This is a genomic window from Rhodoferax sp. U11-2br (assembly GCF_018619435.1).
In the GTDB taxonomy this organism is placed as follows: domain Bacteria; phylum Pseudomonadota; class Gammaproteobacteria; order Burkholderiales; family Burkholderiaceae_C; genus Rhodoferax.
Genome location: NZ_JAHFZF010000006.1, coordinates 45,033 through 63,361, shown reverse-complemented (window position 1 = coordinate 63,361; position 18,329 = coordinate 45,033). Strand labels below are relative to the sequence as shown.

Sequence of the window (18,329 nt, the reverse complement as noted above, 5' to 3'; positions counted from 1 at the left end):
AACAAGATGTGGTACTTCACATGGACTCTGGGTATCGCGATGGCGGTGCTGCTGGCGGTGGTCAACGCCCTGTGGTTTGAGGCTCAGGGGGTGGACCCGCAAGATGAGTAAGCGGCAGGCCGCCACCTAAGGTGGCGGTTGAACACCGACTGTCAGCCCAGTAAAAAGCCCCGCCAGTCTGCGCGACTGCGGGGCTTTCTGCTTCATATTAAATAGCTTCTGGCCCTTTTTGAATAAGGGTCAGAGGCCAATTTCCTCTAGAACTTACACCAGCAAGGCATTCACGCGTTTGACGTAAGCAGCCGGGTCTTCCGGTAGGCCGCCTTCGGCCAGCAGGGCCTGGTCGAACAAGATGTGGGCCAGGTCGTTGAAATGCACTGAGCCGTCGAGCTTTTTCACCAGCGGGTGTTCGGCATTCACTTCCAGCACCGGCTTGACCTCGGGAGCGGTTTGGCCAGCTTGTTTGAGCATGCGTGCCAGTTGGGTGCTCATGCCGTGGTCTTGCACCACCAGGCAGGCCGGGCTGTCGACCAGGCGGGTGGTCACGCGCACGTCTTCGGCCTTGTCTTTGAGCGCTTCTTTGAGCTTGGCCAGCAGTGGCTTGAAGGCTTCGGCGGCTTCCTCGGCGGCCTTTTTCTCAGTTTCGTCCTGCAGCTTGCCCAGATCAACCGCGCCCTTGGCCACGCTTTGCAGCGGGGTGCCGTCAAATTCCTGGACGTAGTTGAGTGCCCATTCGTCGACGCGGTCGGTCATCAACAGCACCTCAATGCCTTTTTTCTTGAACACTTCGAGTTGCGGGCTGTTCTTGGCTGCGGCCAGGGTGTCGGCGGTGATGTAGTAGATGGCTTCCTGGCCCTCTTTCATACGCGCCTTGTAGTCGGCAAAACTGACCGCCACCGTATCAGACGTGGTGCTGGCAAAACGCAGCAATTTGGCAATGCGGTCCTTGTTGCTGTAGTCCTCGCCCAGGCCTTCTTTCAGCACCGCGCCAAATTCCTTGTAGAACTTGGTGTATTTGCCAGCGTTTTTCTCGGCTTCAGCCTTGTCTTCGGCGCTTAACACATCGGTCACGCCATCCGCAGAAGCCTCGGGCAACTTGTCGTGTTTCGCTAGGTCTTCAAGCATGCCGAGCACACGTTTGGTACAGCCTTCGCGGATGGCTTTGACGTCGCGGCTTTCCTGCAGCAGCTCGCGGCTGACATTCAGTGGCAGGTCAGAGGAGTCGACCACACCCTTGACAAAACGCAGGTAGGTCGGCAGCAGTGCTTCGGCGTCATCCATGATGAACACGCGCTTCACATACAGCTTGACGCCAGCCGACTTGTCGCGGTTGTACAGGTCAAACGGTGCCTTGCCCGGGATGTAGAGCAGCTGGGTGTATTCGGTGCTGCCTTCCACGCGGTTGTGGGTGTAAGCCAGCGGGGCTTCCTGGTCGTGGCTGATCTGTTTGTAGAACTCGTTGTACTCGTCGGCCGAGATGTCTTTCTTGGCACGCGCCCAGATGGCGTTGGCCTTGTTGACGGTTTCCCACTCACCGGTCTTGACCATGCCGCCGGGTTGGCGACCGCCGTTTTCGTCCGACGGGTTGATCAGCTCGCCGTCTTTCCACTCTTCCTTTTCCATCAGGATCGGCAGGCTGATGTGGTCGGAGTATTTGTTGATGACACTCTTGAGCTTCCAGGCGCTGGCGTATTCCAGGGCCTCGTCATTGAGGTGCAGGATCACGCTGGTGCCGCGTGCGGGCCGGGTGATGGTCTCGACCTCAAAGTTACCGGCGCCACCGCTGATCCAGCGCACGCCTTCTGTTTCTTTCATGCCAGCGCGGCGCGATTCCACCGTGATCTTGTTGGCCACGATGAAGCCGGAGTAGAAGCCCACGCCAAACTGGCCGATGAGCTGCGAGTCGGTCTTCTGGTCGCCCGAGAGTTTGGAGACAAAGTCTTTGGTGCCGCTCTTGGCGATGGTGCCCAGGTGGTCGATGGCTTCCTGGGCGCTCATGCCGATGCCGTTGTCGGTGATGGTCAGCGTCTTGGTGTCCTTGTCAAAGGACACACGCACTTCGAGATTGGGCGCGTTTTCGTACAGGCCGCTGTCGTTGATGGCTTCAAAACGCAGCTTGTCACAGGCGTCGGAGGCGTTGGAGATCAGCTCGCGCAGGAAAATTTCCTTGTTGGAGTACAACGAGTGGGTCACCAGGTGCAGCAGCTGGGCGACTTCGGCCTGGAAGGAAAGGGTTTGTTTGCTCATGGGTTGTCGGTGTTCTCAAAGCATTAAAAAAACCAGCGAGCCGAGGGCGGCTGGTACGCAAGCGAACCGGTAACTGGGGGTCAATCCCGGGAATTCAAGAGGCCAGGTGTGTTGTTTCTCTGGCCCTACAAGGACGAGAGCCGCTCGTCCCGAGTCGGTCCTTGAATGGGGACCGGCTCAGGGCGAACGGCTCGTCAGACACCGTCAGGTCGCAGTCGCCCTTGGTCCGGGCTGCGGCGGCCTATGGCGTTGGGGCTAGGTGGCCAGCCCGGTGGTCTGCACGGCACGCCAGCTTTTGAGCTGACGCAGCAGCACCGGCACCACCATGGCCACACCAATCAAGGTGGCGCTCAGGCTCGGCGCCACCATCAGCAAGGCGGCGGCGATACACAGCGCCTGTTCCCAGCGTTTCATTTCCACCAAGCAGTATTTGGAGAACGCCATGGCCAGGAAGGTGATGCCCAGCACACAGCCGGTGAAGGTGATCGCAAAGTCGGCCCAGGTGAAGCCTTTGGCCACCAGAATCAGCGAGGGCGAGAACACAAACACAAACGGCACCAGTGCCTTGGCAATGCCCAGGCGGAACGCGGTGTTGCCGGTCTTGAACGGGTCGCTGCCCGCCATACCCGCCGCCGCATACGCCGCCAGCGCCACCGGTGGTGTGATGTCGGCTAACACACCGTAATAAAACACAAAGAAGTGCGCCACCAGCGGCTCCACACCGAGTTGCACCAGTGTGGGTGCGGCCACCGTCACCATGATGATGTAGTTGGCGGTGGTCGGGATGCCAGCGCCCATCAGGATACAGACCGCCGCTGTCATGACCAATGCGGCCAGCAGCGACAGCGATGGCAAGGACATCAGGTAGCCCGGGATGATGTTGCTCAGACCACCGGCAATGGCTTGTGCTGCACCGGTGATGATGAAGCTGATCTTGAAGCCCACACCGGTGAGGGTGACCACACCGATGACGATGCCCACGGTAGCGGCTGCGGCACCCACCGCCAGCGCGTATTTGGCGCCAGTCTCAAAAGCTTCCACCAGCACACCCGGGGCGATGCGGCCACGGATCTTGAGGCCGCGCATCAGGCCCACGGTCACCACCACACTCACCGCAAAAATGCCCAGCTTGACCATCTCGTCCAGATGGGTGAAAGCAATCGCCGTCAGCGCCAGATGCAAGAGCACCATCAAGCCCCAGTTTTTACCCGTGTTGCCTTGCACCGAGGTGGTCAGGCCCACAATGGCGCAGGAGGTGATGCCCACAAACGCTGCCAGGTACGGTGTGCGCCCGCTCACCAAAATGCTGATCAGCAACACCAGCGGGATCAGGGTAGGCCAGCGCATCTTCAGGCTCTGGCGCAGTTTGGGCATTTCTTCCTCGGTCAGACCACGCAGGCCATAGCGTTTGGCCTCAAAGTGCACCTGCATGAACACACCAAAAAAGTGCATAAACGCCGGAATGATGGCGGCGGTGATGATGGTCTGATACGGCAGGCCCAAAAATTCGATCATCAAAAACGCGGCAGCACCGAGCACCGGTGGTGTGATCTGGCCACCGGTGGAGGCGGCGGCCTCGACGGCACCGGCGAATTCGCGCTTGTAGCCCACCCGGATCATTGCCGGAATGGTCAAGGACCCGACCGTGACCGCGTTGGCCACCGAGGAGCCCGACAACATGCCAAACATGGCCGAGCCAAACACACTGACCTTGGCCGGGCCACCGGCATAACGCCCGGCAATGCTCGACGCAATGTCCAGAAACAGCTGGCCCAGCCCGATGCGGGTGGCCATCACGCCAAACAGCACAAAGTGGAACACGTAGGTGGCCACCACGCCCACCGCCACACCATAGATGCCTTGGCTGGTCAGGTACTGGTGGTTGATGAACTGGCTCCAGTTCGAGCCCGCATGCTGCAGCAAGCCTGGGAAATGCTGGCCAAACAAGGAATAGAAGGTGAAGCCCAGCGCAATCAGCGGCAGCGGCCAGCCCATGCTGCGCCGTGTGGCTTCGAGCAGTGCCACAAACAAAATGGTGCCAAACACCACGTCGTAGTTGTCCGGGTTGCCGACCCGAAACGCCAGGTCTTCAAAGGTATAGGGGATGTAGAGCACCGCAAGCGCCACCCCGATGGCCAGCAGCCAGTCGTACAGCGGGATGCCGCCGGGTGTGCCCAGGCTGTTGTGCACCTTGCGTTCACCCGCGCTTTTGCTGCCGGCAAACACCAAAAAGATCAGTGCCAGCACAAAGGCCAGGTGAACGCCGCGGTGGGTGGTTTCGCGCAGCAGGCCAAAACCGGCGGTGTAGTAGTGAAAGCAGCTCAGAAGAATCAGCAGCCACTTGATGAGCTGGGTGGCGGGGGGCACCGAGGGGCGAAAGCGCATCTCGGGGTCGAACTTTTCCTCCAGCGCCAGAAGCTGTTTGTCATCGGGCAGGACGGTGGGTATGGCACTCATGGGAAGTTTCTGGTTGGCTATAAACGACAACGGGCGGAAGTGTTCCGCCCGTCGGGAATCACAACAAGGTGGGCGCTTACTTCAGCACACCGGCTTCTTTGTAGAACTTCTCGGCACCTGGGTGGTAAGGAATGCCCACACCTTGCACCGCATTTTGCAGGGTGATGTACTTGCCTTTGGCGTGACCGGCGGCCAGCGTTTTCTGGGCGGCATCGCTGTAGAGTGCTTTGGTGATCTGGTAGACGGTTTCGGTGTCGACCTTGTCACTGGTCACCAGCTGTGCGCCCACGGCCAGGGTCTTGATGGCAGCCACACCCTTGTAAGTCTCGGCCGGGATCGAGTCCACCGCAAAGAAGCTGCTCGATTTGCGCAAGCCGTCAGCCTGTGGGCCGTCGATTGGCAGCAGCTCAATGCCGGAGCCTGCCGAAGCCAGCTCGGCAATCGCGCCCGCTGGTGCACCACCGGTGAAGAAGAAGGCATCCAGTGCGCCGTCTTTCATCTTGTCACCAGCCTGGTTGGGCTTGATGTATTCGGGTTTGATGTCGGCCTCTTTGATGCCATAGGCGGCCAGCACCAGGCGGGCGTTGATCAGGGTGCCGGAGCCGGGTTCGTCCAGCGCCACACGTTTGCCCTTGAGGTCGGCAATGCTCTTGAAGCCAGAGCCCTTCTTGACCACCACATGGATGCTCTCGGGGTACAGGTTGGCAATCATGCGCAGGCCCGCGACCTTGGGTTTGCCTTCAAAAATACCGGTGCCGGTCTGTGCCCAGGTGGCCACATCGGACTGGCTGAAACCGGCTTCCATCGCGCCGCCAGCAATGCCGTTGACATTGCCCAGCGAGCCGTTGCTGGCTTGGGCGGTGGCAATGATCTTGCCAGGTTGGGACACGGCGTTGGCAATCATGCCACCCACCGGGTAATAGGTGCCAGCGGTGCCGCCGGTACCAATGCGGAAGAACTGCTGAGCGCTGGCGGTGCCAACCAGGGCGGCAGAAGCCAGGACGGCGGCGGCAAGGAATTTCAGTTTCATGCGTGTGAGCTCCTAAAGATTAGAAAACCGCGTCAGGCCGAAAATTCCGCTGGCCCAACGACGTAACAAGTTTACGCTGTGCACAACCGTTGAAACGGCGTCCACTGCTATAGAACTTGTACTGAAGCAGTTTTTATGCCAGAGACGTCGCCAGCGCGGCTGCCTTGGCCTGCTGGTAGCCTGCAAACAGCTGTGCATAGACCGGCCCGGGCTGGCCATTGCCCACCGGTTGACCGTCGAGTAGGGTCACCGGCAGCACCTCTTTGGTGGCAGACGACAGCAACACTTCGTCGGCAGCCAGCACCTCGGCGCGGGTGATGCGACGCAGCTCAAACGGGATACCCTGCTGTGCACAGAGCTCTTCAATCAGCCCGTAGCGGATGCCTTCGAGCACCAGGTTGTCCTTGGGGGTGCCCAGCAGCTGGCCGTTTTTCACCACCCAGACGTTGCAGGCGGCGGCTTCGCTCAGATAACCGTCGCGGAACATCACGGTCTCAATCGCGCCCACGTCGTAACTGATCTGGCGCGCAAACACCGCACCGAGCAGGCTGGTGGCCTTGATGTGGGCCTTTTCCCAGCGGAAGTCGTCGGCAGTGACACAGGCCACGCCCTGGCTGCGCTGCTCCTCTGTGGCGGGTTTCATCACATTGGTCATCACAAACACCGTGGGCGTGATGTTGTTTGGCATCACATGGTCACGCATGGCCACGCCCCGGGTGATCTGGATGTAGATCAGTTGATCGACTTTTTCGGTGCTAGCCCCGATGGAATGCGCGTAGTCAGCTATCAATTTATGGGCAATCTCGGCCCACTGTGCCCGTGTGGACGGGTTCGGGATGCGCAACTCCTTGAGGCTGCGCTCCAGCCGCGCCATGTGTTGCTCAAAGCGGAACAGGTTACCGCTGTAGACCGGAACCACCTCGTAGACACCGTCGCCAAAAATGAAGCCTCGGTCCATCACACTGATCTTGGCGTGGGGCAGGGTGGTGAATTCACCGTTGAGGTAACAGGGCAGCGCGGGCAAACTTGTCATGGCAGTGGTGTGGGTTGGAGGAAGGAGTCAGCAGTTTAAGCCCTGCTTTGCAGCCGACTTGGCCAGCGGATGGCACCACGCAGGCTCACCAGCATCACCCCGGCCATCACCAGCGCCGCACCGGCCACAAAACTGGCTTCCAGCGGCTCGTTCAACAGCCAAACACCAAAGGCCATGCCAAACAGCGGCGTCATGAACGAGAACACCCCCAGCCGCGTCGCCAGGTAATGCCGCAGCAACCAGAACCAGGCCAGATAACTGGCAAACGACACAATGACTGAGTGGAACACCAGGCTGGCCCAGACCACCGGTGTGAAGTGGATGCCGGTTTGCCCTGTCGCCAGCGCCGCCAGCATCAGCAACACAAACGCCCCCACCAGCTGGTACAGCAGGGTTTGGGAAGCGGATGCCGAGGCCAGGCGCGAGCAGCGCACCACCACGGTGGTCGCCGCCCAGGACATACCGGCCAGCAGCGAGAGGGCATCCCCCAGCAGTATGTTGCTGCTCAGGGCCGCGCTGCTGCCTGGCTGGCTGCGGCCAAAAAAGGTCAGCACAATGCCAGCAAACGCCAGGCTGATGCCCAACCATTGCAGCGCACTCAGGCGCTCGGCGGGTAACCTCAGGTGCAGGCCCAGCGCCGCAAAAATCGGCGCGGTGTACAAAAACACCACCGCGTGGGAGGCCGAGGTGTAGCGCAGGCCCTCACCCACCAGCAAAAACTCCAGCGCAAACAAGGCCCCCACCACCAGACCGGCGGGCAGGGTGCCGTTGGTGAGCGACATGGGTTCCTTGCGCCACCACATCAGCCCCGCCACCAGCAGCGCCGCCACGCCCGAGCGCAGGGCAATCTGCATGATCGGCGCAATCTCGTGGGCGGTGGCTTTGAGCACCACCTGCTGCAGGCCCCACAACAGGCACAACAGCAGCATCAGGGACGAGGCGCGCGTATCAAGCGCATGGCGGGTGGTCATCAATCGGTCCAGACAAAAACGAGGAACTGCATGATAGGTGCGACGGATTTGATGGATATAGTGCCAATCAGACAAGTCATAGCACCCAGCAGCCAATCCACCAACCTCACGTCTGCCATGCCACCACCCACCCAGCGCCTGCATCTGCCACCGTTTGCCTACGCCTTGCCCGCGCCGATTTACTTTCGCAGCGCGGTGATGCCAGCGCAAGCCATCTATCCCAAACACCGCCATGCCTGGGGCGAGTTTGTGTATGCGTACAGCGGTGTGATGGAGGTCAAGCTGGCCGATCACCACTACCTGGCGCCGCCGCAGTACGGCATCTGGCTGCCGCCTGATGTGGAACACGTCGGCCTGAACCGCTGCGAGGCCTGCCATTGCTCCCTTTATGTGGCCAGGGAGCTGACCACGGCGCTGCCTGCCACCACCTGCGCCCTCACGGTCAGCCCGTTGGTGCGTGCACTGCTGGACGAACTGCGCCAGAACCCACCTGCGTTACCACGCACCCCCGCGCAAGAGCGGCTGCTGCAGGTGCTGGTGGACCAGCTCGCGCAGGCACCGGTGGCGGGCAGTTATTTGCCCACCTCGGACGACCCGGTGCTGGCGCCGGTGTTACGCGCGCTGATGGCGCAACCGGGTGACAACCGCAGCCTGCCTGAGCTGGCCAGTGCTTTTTTCACCACCGAACGCACGCTGCTGCGACGTTTTCAGCGTGAGCTGGGTTTGAGTTTTGCCGAGTGGCGCCAGCGCTTGCGGGTGGTCAGCGCCATGCCGTTGTTACAAGCCGGTCACACCGTGGAGTCCATCGCACTGGACCTGGGTTATGGCAGTGCGTCGGCGTTCATTGGCATGTTTCGCAGGCTGATGGGCATGACGCCTGACGAATACCGCAAGGTTGGCCCCCACACCCCAGCGCGTGGGCGCGCTGCTGCGGGTAAGCCAGGTGTGTAACTTGTGTCCAAATGCAAATGCACGCCCAGGCGCAGATACGCGTTGATACATATCGGGCGCGGAGCCGGTGTCGTTTGCATGAACATCGGCCCCTATGAAAAACCAACTCAAACTCTTCTCTCTAAGCTTGGTTCTGGCCTCAACCCTGGCCCTGGGTGGCTGTGCCAACCTCTCACACCGTGACCGCAACGTGATCACTGGCGCGGGCATCGGCGCGGTGGCCGGTGCGGTGCTCACCGGCGGCAGCTCGGTCGGCACCGTGGGGGGCGCGGCAGTCGGTGGGGTCATCGGCAATACCATCCGACACAAGTAACCCAGGCGGGCATCACCCGCAACCCGGTTAGCATCCTGGCATCAACGCTGGCTGTGGCCAGCGTTTTCATTTGACAACGGCCTGCCAGTGACTGACTTACCCCTCAAAACCCAAGAACCCCGTCTGTGGCGCAGCGATGGCTGGACCGCCCAGGTCATCAAAAACGAAGACGACGACGGCTGGGCCGTGGCCATGACCCAAGACGGCCAGTCCGAACCGGCCCTGGTTGGCCCCTGGACCATGGGGCGCGACAAAAAGAATCCCAAACCGCTGGACGGCAGCGCCTTCATCACCCTGGTCAAAACCGCCCGCGAATTTGTGCGCCGCAGCGAACAGCAGCTGCACGCCACACTGCACCAGAGCATCACCGTGGCGCATGACGCCGGGCGCATCACCGTGTGCCTGGACATCACGCCCGATGACGACAACCCCTCGGCACTGTTGAGTGCCAAAGACGAGTTGGATGAACTGCTGGCTGAGGTGCGGGTGCCACCCGCGTTCAAGCTCAACCGGGCCAGTGCGCTGCGCTGGGTGGAAGGTGGATTCGCCAAGCCGGTGTAGCGGCTGCTTGGTCCAGGCCACTTTCCAGATGGTTTGGCCACATGCCATCACCCATGGTTAGGGACGTTCAAGAATCCGCGCCCCCGGCCCTTTTGCACCGAGCATGTCGCCCGGGTTGCGCATGGGACAGTCTTTGAGTGACAAGCAGCCGCAGCCAATGCACTGATTGAGTTCGTCGCGCAGGCGCACCAGCTTCTTGATCCGATCATCCAGGTCGTCTCGCCATCCAGATGCCAGTGTTTTCCATTGGGTCGCACTCAGTCTGCTGCCGGGTGGGTAGCGGCTCAACGCGTCGCGGATGACTTCGAGCGGAATGCCGGTGCGCTGTGCCACCTTGATGACGGCGATGTGGCGCAGCACGACCGGCGCATAACGCCGCTGGTTGCCCTCGTTTCGCACGCTGGTGATCAGCCCCTTGGCCTCGTAGAAGTGGATGGTGGAGATCGCCACGCCGCTGCGTTTTGCCACGATTCCGACTGATAGCAGGGGCGTGCTGGAAGTTTCTTTTGTCACACCTATTGACCTCAAGTTAAGTTGAGGTTTTACAGTCTATCTCGTCATCATCAGACGACACAGAAGCAGCCAGTATCTTGAGCCATATCAAAGTGCATAACTGCTAAATTAACACGTTGATAAACACCCATCCAATCGGCCTTTGAAGGCCCTGAAAGCACGCCATGTCGTCCCGCTTTTTGCATTCCCTGAAGACCTTTGTGACCACCTTGACGCGCCTATCTGCGCGTTATTCATTGCTGGCGCTGCTCGGTGTGGGTTGCCTCGCTGGCATTGTTCTTTTAGGTGGCACTTACTATGCCTTTGAGGTGACCAGCTCGCCGCAATTTTGCGCCAACGCCTGCCACGAAATGCACACGGCTACGGCCGAATACCAGCAGAGTCCACACTACAACAACCGCAGCGGCGTGCGTGCGCAGTGCGCCGATTGCCACATCCCCAAACCCCTCTTGCCAAAGCTTGAAAAGAAGCTGCTCTCTGTTGGGGAGCTGTGGGGCAAAGTCAGCGGCTCGATTGCCACTCCCGAGAAGTTTGCCGCCAAGCGCCTGGAACTCGCGCAGCTTGAATGGGCACGCATGAAGGCAACCGACTCGCGCGAGTGCCGCAGTTGCCACCAGGTGGCTGGCATGGCGACTGCCAAGCAGACGCCGCGCGCCGTCGCCATGCATACCTTGATCGGCGAGAACGGCCGCACTTGCATCGATTGCCACAAAGGCATCGCCCACCAGTTGCCAGCGGACATGCCGGAAGAGGAATGAGTCTGCTGAGGCAGATCACGCCAGATGGCTGGCAGACCTGCTCACCCCATTGCGCATCACACACATCTCATGAAAGGAGTTCATATGCTGCCATCGACTCGCCTCGCCATCTGTCTGCCCCTTGTGCTCATCGGCAGCGCCGCATGTGCTGAACCCGACTGGAGCAAGGTTGCGGTGCGCGACATCACGGTTTTCCATGCAGGCGCCACACCCATCGAATGGATCAGCAGCCAGCATCCTGGCGCCAGCATCGTCAAGGCCGGACAGCCGTGCATCATCTGCCATGAAACGAAGAAGGGGCTCGACTACACCGCCAAACGCTTGGCGCCGCGCGAACCTGAAGCGCAGGCCATGCCAACGACCGTGAGTTTCCCGGTCAGTGTGCAGGCCGCTGTTGACAAAGGGACGCTCAACGTGCGCCTGTCCTTCAAACCGCCCGCCGACACCAAACCCGGCAGCGATGCCGAAAACGACCTGAAGGCCGCGATCATGTTGCTGGATGACAAGGTGCCCCAGGCCGCGCTGGTTGGCTGCTGGGCGAGCTGCCACCAAGACATGCGTGGCATGCCCGGTGGCGACGCAAAAAAGGGCAAATACGTGAACGCGGGCAGTTTTGAACTGCTGCAATGGAAAAGCGGCAAATCACCCGCCACATTGCCTGCTGGTGTTCAGGTGAAGAGTGGCAAGGAGGGCGACAAAACCACCGTCACCTTCTCACGCAAGCTGGGTGGCAATGTGGTCGAGGGGCGCAGCGTGCCCTTTGGCATCGCCATCCACGTCAACCGCGCTGCGGGTCGCATGCACTACATCTCGCTGGGCTACCGGCTTGGCATCGGCGGTGCGGCGGGCGAAGTGCAGGCCGCCAAATAAGGCAGCCAGCGCCCATGGCAGCATGTCATGTATTTCGCCTGCAGCCCTCAAAAATAAAGGGCTGAATGCTATTTTATAAGTAGCATTCAGTCCAGTGTCTCACCAGCCTGATGGCATCAGGCCGGGGGTGCGTTTTCAGACGCCCGCTGTGCAAGCGTCTGGCGTTTTAGCGCACCGGGTAGCCGTAGATCAGGCCACCCTGGTTCCACTGCTTGTTGAGCCCACGCGGCAGGTTCACTGCCGACTTGCTGCCCAGGTTGCGCTCAAAACTCTCGCCGTAGTTGCCGGTGGCCTTGATCGCGCGGGCCAGCCAGTCCTTGTCCAGGCCCAGCACCTTGCCCGAATCTTCCTTGCCACCGCCGAGCAGGCGCTGCACCTGCGGGTCGGTGCTGCTGGTCTTGAGTTCGTCCACATTGGCCTGGGTGATGCCAAACTCCTCGGCCTCAAAGCTGCCGTAGATCACCCATTTGACGATGGTGAACCACTCGGCATCGTCGCGTCGCACCAGCGGGCCCAGGGGTTCCTTGGAGATCAGGTCCGCCAGGATCACATGGTCTTTGGGGTCCTTGGCTTCCTTGCTGCGGATCGAGGCCAGGCCCGAGGCATCGGTGGTGTAGCCCAGGCAACGGCCTGAGAAATAGGCGGCGTTGGCGGCGTCAAATTGCTCAAACACGATCGGTTTGATGTTCAGGCCATTGGCCTTGGAGTAGCTTGCCAGATTTTTCTCGGAGGTGGTGCCGGACTGCACACACACGGTTTGGCCCTTGAGCTGTTTGGCGCTTTTGATCTTGCTCTTGACCGGCACCATGAAACCCTGTCCGTCGTAGTAGTTGGTCACGGTGGCAAAAAAGCCGAGTGAGGCGTCGCGTGTCTGCGTCAGTGTGGTGTTGCGTGCCAGGATGTCGACCTCACCCGACTGCAGGGCGGTAAAACGTTGCTGCGAGTTCAGCGGCACAAACTTGACCTTGTCGGCGTCTCCCAGCACCGCTGCCGCCAGGCCGCGGCACACATCCACATCCAGGCCGGTCCATTTGCCGGTGGAGTCCGCCGCCGAGAAACCATTGACCCCGCTGCTCACCCCGCAGACCACTTGGCCGCGCGACTTGATCGTGTCCAGGGTTTTGCCGGCATACGCGGGGGTTGCCAAAACGGCGCCCAACAGGGCCATCGTGGCCACGGCAGTCAGCTGGGGCGTGAAGCGATTTTTCTTCATAAGTGCGTTCCGAGAGTTAAAAATTGAGAGTAAGTGTTGTTGTTATCGCGCCCTGGCAGGGCCGGGCGTTTGGCTTAACCACTGACTGTAAGCGGGCCAGTTGGAAACACCAAATACGGATTGATTGCTTGGTTATGCCAAAAAGATCTGAGGGCCTGCTGTGCCAACACGCGGCCAGCGGTTTTGGCGCGCAGGTGGTAGCCGAGTGTCTTGTGATTGCCCAACTGACTCAAAAGGTGATTCTTTGAGAATTGGGTATGAAATTGGCCTCTAGCCCTTTTGTAATTTGGGCTGGTAGCTATGAATGGGAGAGTGTGGTTCAGGTTCTCTGAGCAGGTGGCGCCAGGCGGGCGGCGGGGTTGCCGTTCTCCGGCCCCCTCGCGGGACACGGCTTGGGTGGGCTGCTTGTTCGGGTGTTGCCACCGGGACAGTTTGCTGACGGTTTCATCACGCGAATGGGTTCTGCGCCCGGCAACCCCACCACCCGCCTTCAGTAGGTTGGGATGCAACGCAGGGCAGCTTCAGGTTGGGTGCAGCCACTCAACTTTCGCAGCTGAATGACTGCAGTTGCCCACAAAGCGTTCGCTAGTCAGCGCAGCAACGACCAGGACGGCTAGAGCTGTGGAGGCGATCAACATGGCCAAATTGCAAAAACTACCGAGCACTCTCACCTCTGCGACGATCTTGAATCACAGGCCGACAAGCGTCTGGTGATTCAGGTCCCTCGCAGCACCATCGCTATCGGCAGGCTAATTCGAGAAACTGGGGCTGGCCCTAAGTCCTGGCCTTCAATTTGTTTGACGAGGGACTCGCTTAGCCCGTTAAGCACAACCGAGGCACCTTCCAGTTGTCCGACCAACGGAACGTGCAGCCTTATACGGGTCGGACTCTCGAATCGGAAGAACTCGTGCAGTGGTAGCCGGCGGAGGCAGTCCATCAATTCATCACCCGTTTCGACAATCTCTGTGACTAATGCCGGCTCCAGAGCGTCCCAGAGCCCCTCGATTGCATCCCACCCGAGCGATTCCCCGCGCGACGGTGCAGCGGCGCCGACCAGAAGCGGCTGGCTCATGTGTGCGCCGACGTTGTTGCGGAGTCTATTGAGTTGCCCAAAGATAGCCTCTCGCGCGACGTTGAATGCTTTGGTGGCCGAGCGGAACTCCGCCTGTTCATCATCGAGCAGGCACATGTATGCGCGGGGCATGCTTCCGTCGTGCTGAGGCAACTGGGAAACCAGTCGAACGTAACGAGGCAAGGTGTCCATGAAGGAGCGCAGCTCAACGGCTGCGCCCTTCATCATCACTTTGCTCACCAGCGCGTCAGACTCGGATTTGGCTCGATTGAGCAGCAGTCCGAATGTCTCCCACTGAGCCTTCAACGCGGCATACTCGCTTGCGAATTCGTTGCCGGGACGGTAGGCCGACTCGTCTTTTCGACCAGGGTGTAGTACAGGGCCAACGACGTCTCGCTCATCGATATCCGGTCGATAGTTTGGCCCTCTAGCTGGAGCACATTGCGGTGGCCCAAGTACGAATGTCAGGTATTTCACCTGAACCAGCTTCCTGCGAATCGCTTGACGCTCAATCTCGTCGGTGGAATCCTCGTCCATTCTTTGCCCTTTATCTCGATCCGCTATTCTCAGCGTTGCCGGTTGCACTTCGGCGGCTTCTATCGGATTTGGATTACTCAGTGACGTTGCGCAACGAGTTCCGCAACGTCGACAGCCTACGGTAGACGACTGCTTTGCAGTGGAAGCCGGCGACAGACGCGACAAGCTTGGTGACCGCTCCCGCTGCAATCCCGCCGTCCACAACCGCTGCCAGCGCGGCGTTTCAAGTCGCTGCATGTCAATAACAGCTGCTACACACCAAATAAGCTCCTAGCCCTTATCTAAAAACGGCAGATAGCTATCAAAATAGAAGAATCACCCCGCCAACGGCTTGAGCAACTCCGCCAGATCACTCTCGCTGAACAGCGGTTCCTTGCGCCCAACCGAGCCGCTGTACATGCTGTCGGCCAGTGAGGCTTTGCGTTCCTGCAGTGCCAGGATGCGTTCCTCGATGGTGCCTTGGGCCACCAGTTTGACCACCCACACACTTTGCGTCTGGCCGATGCGGTGGGCGCGGTCGGTGGCTTGGGCTTCCACCGCCGGGTTCCACCAGGGGTCAAAATGGATCACGGTGTCGGCTTGCGGCAGGTTCAGGCCGGTGCCACCGGCTTTCAGGCTGATTAAAAACAGCGGCACCGCGCCGCTGGTGAACTGGTGGATGATCTCGTCGCGCTTCTGGCTTTGGCCGGTGAGTTTGACCCACTTCAGGCCGCGTTGTTTGAGTTCGGCTTCGATCAGGGTCAGCATGCTGGTGAACTGCGAAAACAGCAAAATGCGCCGCCCCTCGGCCAGCATCTCGGGCAGCAGCTCCATCAGTTGGTCGAGCTTGGCCGAGGTTTTGACTTTTTTGGCAGCGTCGAGCTTGAGCAAATGCGGGTCGCAGCAGACCTGGCGCAATTTCAGCAACGCGTCCAGGATGGTGATTTGTGACTTGGCCAAACCTTTTGTGCTCAGCGCCTCTCGCACGGTTTTTTCCATCCCTAAGCGGATGGTTTCGTACAGGTCGGCTTGTTTGCCTGAGAGCTCGACCCGCATCACGGTTTCCACCTTGGGCGGCAACTCATGTGCCACCAGCGCCTTGGTGCGGCGCAGCATGAACGGGGTGACACGGGCGCGTAACTGTTGCAGTGCTTCGGGGTCACCCTGTTTTTCGATCGGGTTGCGAAACAGTTCGGTAAAACGTTTCTGGCTGCCCAGAAACCCCGGCATCAAGAAGTGGAACAGGCTCCATAACTCACCCAGGTTGTTTTCCATCGGCGTGCCAGAGAGGCACAGCCGGTGCCGGGTGTTGAGTTCGGCCACCACCTGGGCAGCCTGGGTGGCGGCGTTTTTGATGTTTTGCGCCTCGTCCAGTACCACCAGATGCCACTGGCCCTGCAACCAGCCTTCGCGGTCACGCGGCAGCAGCGAATAGGGTGCGATGACGATGTCGTGGTCATGGGTGCTGCCACTGACCTCGTGGCGGTCCGCGCCGTGGATCACCAGGCAGCGCAGGCCGGGGCAAAAACGCTCGGCTTCGCGGCGCCAGTTGCCCATCAGGCTCACCGGCGCAATGATGAGGGCGGGTGAGGTCAAGCGACCAGCGTCTTTTTCGATCTGGATGTGGGCCAGGGTTTGCAATGTTTTGCCAAGGCCCATGTCGTCGGCCAGGATGCCAGCCAGGCCGTATTCGCGCAAAAACTGCAACCAGTTCACGCCCTGTTGCTGGTAGGGGCGCAGCGTGGCCTGCACGCTGGCTGGTATGGCCACCTGCGGCAACTCGGTGCGGCCACTCAAGCGTTGTACCAGCTCGCGCAGCTGTTGGGCGCCGTCCCACACCGCGCCTTCGCCGAGTGCGGCGGTGGTGCGCATGGCGTCCAGGCGCGAGAGTTTGAGGCTCTCGCCCGTGAAGTCGTGCTCGTGGTCACCTACCAACTCCAGCAGCGCACCGAGCCAGGGTTTGAGGTTGTCGGTCGGCAGGCGGATGAAGCCGCCTTCGGGCTTGGGCAGGTAGACAAAGGGTGGTAGATCGGGCAGGTCGGTGAGCGCATCACGTGGACTCATCGCGGCGGTGCTGATCAGTGTGGGCAGCAGCGGCAGGATGTTGTGGCGCTGGCCGTTGATCTCCATGCCCAAACTCAGGTTAAACCAGGGTGAGGTGGCCTCATCGTCACCCTGCGCTTGTATGTTCACGTCCAACGCGTTGGCGTGGCTGATCCAGTGAGTCAGGCTGTCGTCGAGTTTGAGTTCAAACCCGGCCTCGCGCAGCGGGGCGTAGTCGCTGTCGACCAATTGCAGCCAGCGCTGTTGTGATGTGTTGCCGGGGATGCCAAACCCACCGTGGCCCTGGCTGGCAAAACCCCAGTCGCGCAGGCGCACGATGGCTTCGAGCTCAGTTTGGGGGTCGCGCTGCAGCATGACGCGGCCTTGCGGGCCGTCCACCAGCACGGTGTTGCCCTGGCCCACCCACCAGCCACGGTAACCGGCGTAGTCAAAACTCAGGTGCATCAGCATCAGGCCCTCAATACGCACCAGGTCTGGCGGCACCGCGTGCAGGTACAGGCAGGCTTTTGGGGTGATGTTTTTCAGCGTAGGCAGTTGCTCCAGCACCGGCGGCGGTGGCACCGGGCCCAGCTGGGCCATCAACTCAGGCTGGTACTTTTTGAGTGACTCGGCTTTGAGTGGCGGGGTTTTGAGCAGCACCGCAATCTGGCCCAGGCTCATGCCCTGCAGGTCCACCAGACCGCAGCGGCCGTTGACGCTGTCGAGGTAGAGCGGCGGGTTGTTCAGGCACAGCTTGGCCTGGCCGTCGCCGAGTTTGGCGCGCAAGGCCCAACCGGCGCGGTGGTTGATGCTTTGGCCCACCTCATACCACTCCCAGCTCAGGGTGAGAGGTTCACCCCAAACCACGGGCGCGCCGGGTTGGCTCGGTGGCACCAGCACATACAGGCGGCCGGTGCTGGCGGCTTTTTCCAGGATCTGCACACCGTATTTGCCCTCGGGCGTGATTTTGTTGCGGGCGCTGTAGCTGTAGTAGTACTGGACCGAGCTGCCCGGCATGGCACGCATGAGCTGCAGCACGTCGTGGTCGGTGTCGCTGGCCTGGTCGTAGATCGGCTGGCCGCGCTCGGGCTGGAACTTCATTGCCTTGGCGCGTGACCAGCCGCCCACCACCTTGGGGTAGGCGGTGACCACTTCCAGGCTCAGTTGTGGGCTGGGGCCTTGCGGGTTGAGGACGGACAGCAGGTACAAAAACTGCTCGGGCCGGTCTGCCGGGGCGCCGGAGCGGCTGGGTTTGGGCGGTGTGGGCAGCGCACTGGTGGTATGGCTGGCGGTGCGGGCCAGTTCACCCAGCCAGCGGATCAACTGGTTGTCGGACTCCAGTTGTTCGGCCGCCTGTTGGCGCGCCACCTCAGCCTGGCGTTGGGCTTCGCGTTGTTCCGGGGTGCTGGCGGCATCGGCGCTGTTGCTGTTCTCCAGCAGCAGTTTGCCCCGGTAGGCGGCCTTGATCATCAGCGCCACCGCGTGTTTGCACTGGTAACCCACCGGGCAGGTGCAGTCGCTGTCCCAGGTGCGCAGCTGGCCACCTGTGCCCAGGCTGAGTTCGACCTCCACCTGGTAGGGCTCGTGCTGCGTGCCCTGCACCTCACCTTCCAGCAGCCAATGTTTCTGGACGGGGGTGATGCTCAGGCTTTGCACCTTCTGGTTGCGGTACAGGTCCAGCGCCCGGCCATACACCGCGGCACCCGCACGCTGCGCCAGCGAGGCGAGGTCGAGCCAGAGTCCCTGCGGTGCGCCGGTGTGAGGCATAAAATTGGCCTCTA

General features: G+C 60.7%; 15 protein-coding genes. 6 read left to right on the top strand and 9 right to left on the bottom strand.

All coding sequences use genetic code 11. The annotated features are described in order from the left end of the window. The first annotated feature begins 6 nt into the window (after positions 1-6). Positions 7-111, top strand: coding sequence for a cytochrome bd-I oxidase subunit CydX (gene cydX, locus KKO72_RS05725; RefSeq protein ID WP_214936344.1), 105 nt, complete (start codon positions 7-9; stop codon positions 109-111). Positions 112-264: 153 nt separating this feature from the next. Here cydX and htpG read toward each other — a convergent pair whose 3' ends face one another. The 5 genes from htpG to KKO72_RS05700 form a co-directional block, all read right to left on the bottom strand. Continuing rightward, entirely contained in the window at positions 265-2,247 is a 1,983-nt protein-coding gene (htpG, locus tag KKO72_RS05720) for a molecular chaperone HtpG (RefSeq protein WP_214936342.1), read from the bottom strand. A gap of 255 nt (positions 2,248-2,502) precedes the next feature. Next, a complete protein-coding gene (locus KKO72_RS05715) occupies positions 2,503-4,704 on the bottom strand; it encodes a TRAP transporter permease (RefSeq protein ID WP_214936340.1) in 2,202 nt (733 codons plus the stop codon). Positions 4,705-4,780: 76 nt separating this feature from the next. Further along, positions 4,781-5,734 carry a TAXI family TRAP transporter solute-binding subunit gene (locus KKO72_RS05710; protein ID WP_214936338.1) on the bottom strand — a complete coding sequence of 318 codons (954 nt, stop codon included), beginning with the start codon at positions 5,732-5,734 and terminating at the stop codon, positions 4,781-4,783. A 133-nt stretch (positions 5,735-5,867) separates the two neighbouring features. Then, entirely contained in the window at positions 5,868-6,767 is a 900-nt protein-coding gene (locus KKO72_RS05705; RefSeq protein ID WP_214936336.1) for a D-amino acid aminotransferase, read from the bottom strand. A gap of 35 nt (positions 6,768-6,802) precedes the next feature. Continuing rightward, positions 6,803-7,738: a DMT family transporter gene (locus KKO72_RS05700; protein WP_214936334.1), complete on the bottom strand. Its 936-nt coding sequence runs from the start codon at positions 7,736-7,738 to the stop codon at positions 6,803-6,805. A 117-nt stretch (positions 7,739-7,855) separates the two neighbouring features. Between KKO72_RS05700 and KKO72_RS05695 the strand changes: the two genes are divergently transcribed. The 3 genes from KKO72_RS05695 to KKO72_RS05685 all read left to right on the top strand — a co-directional run bounded on the left by KKO72_RS05695 (position 7,856) and on the right by KKO72_RS05685 (position 9,563). Then, positions 7,856-8,689, top strand: a complete 834-nt coding sequence (locus tag KKO72_RS05695) for a helix-turn-helix domain-containing protein (protein WP_214936332.1) — start codon at positions 7,856-7,858, stop codon at positions 8,687-8,689. 94 nt (positions 8,690-8,783) lie between these two features. Further along, on the top strand, positions 8,784-9,002 hold the full coding sequence (locus KKO72_RS05690) for a glycine zipper 2TM domain-containing protein (RefSeq protein WP_078365210.1): 219 nt from the start codon (positions 8,784-8,786) through the stop codon (positions 9,000-9,002). An 87-nt stretch (positions 9,003-9,089) separates the two neighbouring features. After that, positions 9,090-9,563 (top strand): hypothetical protein, encoded by a 474-nt coding sequence (locus tag KKO72_RS05685; RefSeq protein ID WP_371736828.1) that lies wholly within the window; start codon positions 9,090-9,092, stop codon positions 9,561-9,563. 57 nt (positions 9,564-9,620) lie between these two features. Here KKO72_RS05685 and soxR read toward each other — a convergent pair whose 3' ends face one another. Then, positions 9,621-10,076 carry a redox-sensitive transcriptional activator SoxR gene (gene soxR / locus KKO72_RS05680; protein ID WP_214936330.1) on the bottom strand — a complete coding sequence of 152 codons (456 nt, stop codon included), beginning with the start codon at positions 10,074-10,076 and terminating at the stop codon, positions 9,621-9,623. A gap of 164 nt (positions 10,077-10,240) precedes the next feature. Between soxR and KKO72_RS05675 the strand changes: the two genes are divergently transcribed. Next, positions 10,241-10,834, top strand: coding sequence for a NapC/NirT family cytochrome c (locus KKO72_RS05675; protein ID WP_214936328.1), 594 nt, complete (start codon positions 10,241-10,243; stop codon positions 10,832-10,834). A gap of 84 nt (positions 10,835-10,918) precedes the next feature. Continuing rightward, positions 10,919-11,704, top strand: coding sequence for an ethylbenzene dehydrogenase-related protein (locus KKO72_RS05670; protein ID WP_214936326.1), 786 nt, complete (start codon positions 10,919-10,921; stop codon positions 11,702-11,704). Between the two features lie 166 nt (positions 11,705-11,870). On the opposite strand, the gene KKO72_RS05665 is transcribed toward KKO72_RS05670, so the two are convergent. The 3 genes from KKO72_RS05665 to KKO72_RS05655 form a co-directional block, all read right to left on the bottom strand. After that, positions 11,871-12,917, bottom strand: coding sequence for an amino acid ABC transporter substrate-binding protein (locus tag KKO72_RS05665; protein ID WP_214936324.1), 1,047 nt, complete (start codon positions 12,915-12,917; stop codon positions 11,871-11,873). A 715-nt stretch (positions 12,918-13,632) separates the two neighbouring features. Then, positions 13,633-14,526, bottom strand: coding sequence for a hypothetical protein (locus KKO72_RS05660; protein WP_214936322.1), 894 nt, complete (start codon positions 14,524-14,526; stop codon positions 13,633-13,635). A 315-nt stretch (positions 14,527-14,841) separates the two neighbouring features. Continuing rightward, on the bottom strand, positions 14,842-18,315 hold the full coding sequence (locus KKO72_RS05655) for a DEAD/DEAH box helicase (protein ID WP_214936320.1): 3,474 nt from the start codon (positions 18,313-18,315) through the stop codon (positions 14,842-14,844). Positions 18,316-18,329: the final 14 nt, after the last annotated feature.

What these genes read in the sequence shown, in the direction of transcription:
- KKO72_RS05695 (WP_214936332.1), top strand. Translation starts at nt 7,856, where the DNA reads ATGCCACCACCCACCCAGCGCCTGCATCTGCCACCGTTTGCCTACGCC.
- KKO72_RS05690 (WP_078365210.1), top strand. Translation starts at nt 8,784, where the DNA reads ATGAAAAACCAACTCAAACTCTTCTCTCTAAGCTTGGTTCTGGCCTCA.
- KKO72_RS05705 (WP_214936336.1), bottom strand. Translation starts at nt 6,767, where the DNA reads ATGACAAGTTTGCCCGCGCTGCCCTGTTACCTCAACGGTGAATTCACC.
- KKO72_RS05675 (WP_214936328.1), top strand. Translation starts at nt 10,241, where the DNA reads ATGTCGTCCCGCTTTTTGCATTCCCTGAAGACCTTTGTGACCACCTTG.
- KKO72_RS05660 (WP_214936322.1), bottom strand. Translation starts at nt 14,526, where the DNA reads ATGGACGAGGATTCCACCGACGAGATTGAGCGTCAAGCGATTCGCAGG.
- KKO72_RS05665 (WP_214936324.1), bottom strand. Translation starts at nt 12,917, where the DNA reads ATGAAGAAAAATCGCTTCACGCCCCAGCTGACTGCCGTGGCCACGATG.
- KKO72_RS05700 (WP_214936334.1), bottom strand. Translation starts at nt 7,738, where the DNA reads ATGACCACCCGCCATGCGCTTGATACGCGCGCCTCGTCCCTGATGCTG.
- KKO72_RS05710 (WP_214936338.1), bottom strand. Translation starts at nt 5,734, where the DNA reads ATGAAACTGAAATTCCTTGCCGCCGCCGTCCTGGCTTCTGCCGCCCTG.
- KKO72_RS05655 (WP_214936320.1), bottom strand. Translation starts at nt 18,315, where the DNA reads ATGCCTCACACCGGCGCACCGCAGGGACTCTGGCTCGACCTCGCCTCG.
- KKO72_RS05670 (WP_214936326.1), top strand. Translation starts at nt 10,919, where the DNA reads ATGCTGCCATCGACTCGCCTCGCCATCTGTCTGCCCCTTGTGCTCATC.
- htpG (WP_214936342.1), bottom strand. Translation starts at nt 2,247, where the DNA reads ATGAGCAAACAAACCCTTTCCTTCCAGGCCGAAGTCGCCCAGCTGCTG.
- KKO72_RS05715 (WP_214936340.1), bottom strand. Translation starts at nt 4,704, where the DNA reads ATGAGTGCCATACCCACCGTCCTGCCCGATGACAAACAGCTTCTGGCG.
- cydX (WP_214936344.1), top strand. Translation starts at nt 7, where the DNA reads ATGTGGTACTTCACATGGACTCTGGGTATCGCGATGGCGGTGCTGCTG.